Raw genomic sequence first — 4,562 nt, 5'->3', positions numbered from 1 at the left:
TTAACGTGTGTGCTTTAGTGATTAAATAAATAGATTTTCTATTCTAAACCCTTTTTTCGTTAGTTCCCTTTTTCTATATTTGATTGCTAGACCAATTATGACTGTTGAACACAAACAATGAAAAAAAATTTCGCACTAATCGGAGCTGCTGGATACATCGCTCCTAGACATTTAAAAGCTATTAAGGAGACAGGAAACGATCTAGTTGCGGCTCTGGATAAAAATGATAGTGTGGGGGTGATTGATTCCTATTTTCCCGAAGCTTCTTTTTTTGTTGAATTTGAAAGATTTGATAGGCATATAGAAAAATTGAAAAGAGAGCAGGGGGTTCAGTTGGATTATGTCAGTATTTGTACGCCAAATTATTTACACGATGCGCATATAAGAATGGCATTAAGATCTGGAGCTAACGCTATCTGTGAAAAGCCGATAGTGCTAAATCCCTGGAACATAGATGCTTTACAGTCTATTGAAAAAGAAACGGGTCAAAAGATATTTACCATTTTACAGTTGCGTCATCACCAAGCAATCCTAGATCTAAAAAACAAAGTAGCGTCTTCTCCGAAAGGTAAAGTCTATGATGTTGATTTGACTTATTTGACTTCAAGAGGAAAGTGGTATTATACTTCTTGGAAAGGAGATGAATCAAAATCTGGAGGTATTGCTTCCAATATTGGTGTACATTTTTTTGATATGCTGGGTTGGGTTTTTGGAGATTTGAAAGAGAATTTAGTCTATGAGCACACACATGATAGGGCTTCTGGATATTTGGTTTTTGAAAAAGCAAGAGTCAAGTGGTTTTTGTCTATAAACTACGATTTAATTCCAGAGGAAATCAAAAGAAAAGGGCAGAGAACCTATAGATCTATTACCGTTGATGGAGATGAGATTGAATTTAGTGGAGGGTTCACAGAGTTGCATACTGAAAGTTATAAAAGTATTTTGTCTGGAAAAGGTTTTGGTTTACAAGATGCTAAAAAGTCAATAGAGATCGTACATCAAATTCGAAATTCAGAAAATTCTATTCCGAATAAGGATAGTGTTCATGATTTGTTTTACAAACCTAAAGCTACTCATCCTTTTAGATAGTAATAACTGGTTTTTTGACTCATTGGGGGATTTCAAATGATAATGTTTTCTTTCTTGTTATAAATCCTTATCAAAATAAATAAATTATGAAAATAGCAATTATAGGATTAGGATATGTTGGGTTACCTTTGGCAAGACTATTTTCAGAAAAGTATGCTACTGTAGGTTTTGATGTCAGTGAAAATAGGATTTCAGACTTGAAAAAAGGAGTAGATTCTACTTTAGAAATAACGGAAGAAGAGTTAAATAAAGTATTGGTTTCCTCTATTCATACTACTCGAGGTCTTTTTTGTACTTCAGATGTCGAAGATTTATCAACTTGTAATTTTTATATTGTTACAGTACCTACTCCGGTAGATAAAAATAATAGACCTGTTTTGACACCCCTTATTAAAGCGAGTGAGACGATAGGTTCTGTGTTGAAAAAAGGAGATGTAGTCGTTTATGAATCGACGGTCTATCCAGGGGCTACTGAAGGGGATTGCGTGCCTGTTTTAGAGAATAGATCAGGGCTAATATTTAATCAAGATTTTTTCGTGGGTTATTCCCCTGAGAGAATCAATCCAGGAGATAAGTTGCATACCGTAGATAAAATAATGAAAGTAGTCTCAGGATCTACACAAGAGGTTGGGGTCAAAATTGATCAGGTTTATAAGTCGGTTATCACTGCTGGAACTCATTTGGCTCCTAGCATAAAAGTAGCAGAAGCTGCCAAAGTAATTGAAAATTCTCAAAGAGATATCAATATTGCATTTGTAAATGAACTCTCTAAAATATTTAACTTGATGGATATTGATACTGGAGATGTTTTAAAGGCTGCAAGGACCAAGTGGAATTTCATGCCTTTTAAGCCAGGTTTGGTTGGAGGACATTGTATAGGTGTTGATCCCTATTATCTAGCTCAAAAAGCTCAGGAGTTTGGTTATCTTCCAGAAATTATACTAGCAGGGAGAAGGATGAATGATAGTATGGGTAGCTATGTAGCCTCTCAGGTGGCCAAATTGATGATACAGAGAGACACAAAGATTAAAGGCGCTAAAGTGTTGGTTCTAGGATTTACCTTCAAAGAAGATTGTCCAGATGTAAGAAACACCAAAGTTATTGATGTGGTAAGAGAATTGCAGGATTTCGGTGTTTGCGTGGATGTTTTTGATCCTCTAGCCAACCCTATTGAAGTACAAAGAGAATACAATATAAACCTATTGAAACAAATCCCTTCTTATGAATTCGAAGCAGTAATCTTAGCCGTACCACACCGAGAGTTATTGAGTATTGATATTAAAGAATTATTGCTAGAAGAAGGTGTTTTTTATGACGTCAAAGGGGTTGCGTCATCGCTGATTGCAGATGGTAAATTATAATGATGAGATTTGCTTGGTTTTCATTGCCTTTTAAAGCAATAAAAAGAAATAAAAATCGTTAAAAAAGTAGTATGAATATTACAGTAGTAGGAACGGGATATGTTGGATTGGTTACCGGTACTTGTTTTTCTGAAATGGGAAATAAAGTAGCTTGTATTGATGTCGATCAAAACAAAGTAGATGGTTTGAAAAAAGGGATTATTCCTATTTATGAGCCTGGTCTAGAACCATTAGTGGTTAAAAACGTTGAATTACGTAATTTAAGTTTTAGTACTAAACTAAAAGATGGTTTAAGGGATTCAGAAGTTGCTTTCATTGCAGTTGGGACCCCTATGGGAGATGACGGTTCTGCGGATTTACAATATGTACTAGCTGTGGCTAAGCAAATTGGGGAAGAAATGGTGAGTCCTTTGACAATTATTGATAAATCAACAGTGCCCATCGGTACAGCTGATAAAGTCAAAGCGACCATCCAAGAAGCGTTAGATAAAAGAGGTGTGAATATTGAATTTCATGTAGTATCTAATCCTGAGTTTTTAAAAGAAGGAGCAGCAATAAACGACTTTATGAAACCCGATAGAGTAGTGGTTGGTGCTGATAGTGAAGCGGCTTTTAAAGTGATGAGAAAACTATATTCAGTATTTACCCACAATCACGATCGCTTAATCGAGATGGATGTTCGTTCTGCTGAGATGACAAAATATGCTGCAAATGCGATGTTAGCAACTAAGATTTCTTTCATGAATGAAATAGCAAATATTTGTGAAAAAGTAGGAGCTGATGCTAATAAAGTAAGAATTGGTATTGGTTCGGATAATAGAATAGGCTACAGTTTTATTTATCCTGGAGCAGGCTATGGAGGATCCTGCTTTCCAAAAGATGTAAAAGCGTTAAAAAAAATTGCTGAAGAAAATGGATACAAAGCAAAGTTAATTACCTCTGTTGAAGAGGTGAATGATGCTCAGAAGTTTGTTATTTCTAATAAGGTGATTGCAAAGTATGGGGCGGACTTAACGGGGCTCACTTTTGGTCTATGGGGATTGTCTTTTAAACCTGGTACTGACGATATGAGAGAAGCACCTTCTATATATGTGGTTAATGAATTGGTTAAGCGAGGGGCGAAAGTAAAAGCATATGACCCTAAAGCAATTCATGAAGCAAAATCCTTTTATTTAGAAGGAATCGAGAATATAGAATATGTAGATTCAAAATACCAAGCATTATCGGGTGCGGATGCGATGATATTGTTAACAGAGTGGAAGGAGTTTAGGTCTCCCGATTTTATGGAAATCAAGTCGTTGTTGAAAGCCCCAGTTATTTTTGATGGTAGAAATCAGTATGGAGTATTTCATATAGAAGACGAGGGGTTTGAATATCATCAAATAGGAAAACAATAATCGGTTTAGGGTGGTGTTTTATGTTTGTAATAATGCCCATAAACTCCTGTAAGTACAGGATACAGAGTAGGTGATTTAAGTATAATTTTACACGTTTTATCAAACAAAACATTTAAGACATAATACCAATGCTCAATTATCCAATCAAATTTAATCCTATTTTAAAAGAAAAAATTTGGGGGGGAGAAAAGTTAAAAAAAATTCTCCACAAAAAGACAGCAAAGCATAATGTTGGAGAAAGCTGGGAGTTGTCATCAATAAAAGGAAATGTTTCAGTCGTTTCTAATGGTAGTTTAAAGGGCTTATCCTTGACTGAAATTATAGAAATTTACAAATCAGATTTAGTTGGAGTAGATGTCTATGAACGATTTGGGAATACGTTTCCTCTGCTGTTTAAATTTATAGATGCCAAGGAGAATTTATCTGTTCAATTACATCCTAATGATGAAATAGCAAGTAAAAGGCATGGTTCATTTGGAAAAACAGAAATGTGGTTCGTGATGGATGCGGATAATAATTCTGAACTAAACATTGGGTTTTCTGAACCCATGAATCCAGAGAAGTACAAACAGGCTATTGAGGGTAAAAACATTTTAGAGAAACTTAATTTTGAAAAGGTTACAAAAGGGGATTCTTTTTTTATCAAAGAGGGTTTGGTTCATGCCATTGGGGCTGGGTGTTTGATCGCTGAAATTCAACAGACTTCAGATGTTAC

The 4,562-nt window shown here is 35.2% G+C and carries 4 protein-coding genes; all 4 read left to right on the top strand.

Annotated features, from left to right (window positions below; genetic code table 11):
* Window positions 1-117: 117 nt before the first annotated feature.
* Complete coding sequence (locus tag ABF281_RS03475; RefSeq protein WP_347180311.1) at window positions 118-1,089, top strand: Gfo/Idh/MocA family oxidoreductase; 972 nt, start codon at window positions 118-120, stop codon at window positions 1,087-1,089.
* Window positions 1,090-1,175: 86 nt separating this feature from the next.
* Window positions 1,176-2,450 (top strand): nucleotide sugar dehydrogenase, encoded by a 1,275-nt coding sequence (locus ABF281_RS03470; protein WP_347180310.1) that lies wholly within the window; start codon window positions 1,176-1,178, stop codon window positions 2,448-2,450.
* Window positions 2,451-2,521: 71 nt separating this feature from the next.
* Window positions 2,522-3,847: a UDP-glucose/GDP-mannose dehydrogenase family protein gene (locus ABF281_RS03465; protein ID WP_347180309.1), complete on the top strand. Its 1,326-nt coding sequence runs from the start codon at window positions 2,522-2,524 to the stop codon at window positions 3,845-3,847.
* 128 nt (window positions 3,848-3,975) lie between these two features.
* The coding region (locus tag ABF281_RS03460; RefSeq protein ID WP_347180308.1) for a type I phosphomannose isomerase catalytic subunit at window positions 3,976-4,562 on the top strand (587 nt) is incomplete at its 3' end.

Origin of the sequence: Wenyingzhuangia sp., from assembly GCF_039768515.1 — a bacterium.
In the GTDB taxonomy this organism is placed as follows: Bacteria; Bacteroidota; Bacteroidia; order Flavobacteriales; family Flavobacteriaceae; genus Wenyingzhuangia.
Note: the sequence above shows the minus strand (reverse complement) of the source record. Positions and strands in the feature narration are given on the sequence as shown.

Bases quoted from the DNA above. Each gene is read 5' to 3' on its own strand.
- ABF281_RS03475 (WP_347180311.1), top strand. From the start codon at position 118: ATGAAAAAAAATTTCGCACTAATCGGAGCTGCTGGATACATCGCTCCT.
- ABF281_RS03470 (WP_347180310.1), top strand. From the start codon at position 1,176: ATGAAAATAGCAATTATAGGATTAGGATATGTTGGGTTACCTTTGGCA.
- ABF281_RS03465 (WP_347180309.1), top strand. From the start codon at position 2,522: ATGAATATTACAGTAGTAGGAACGGGATATGTTGGATTGGTTACCGGT.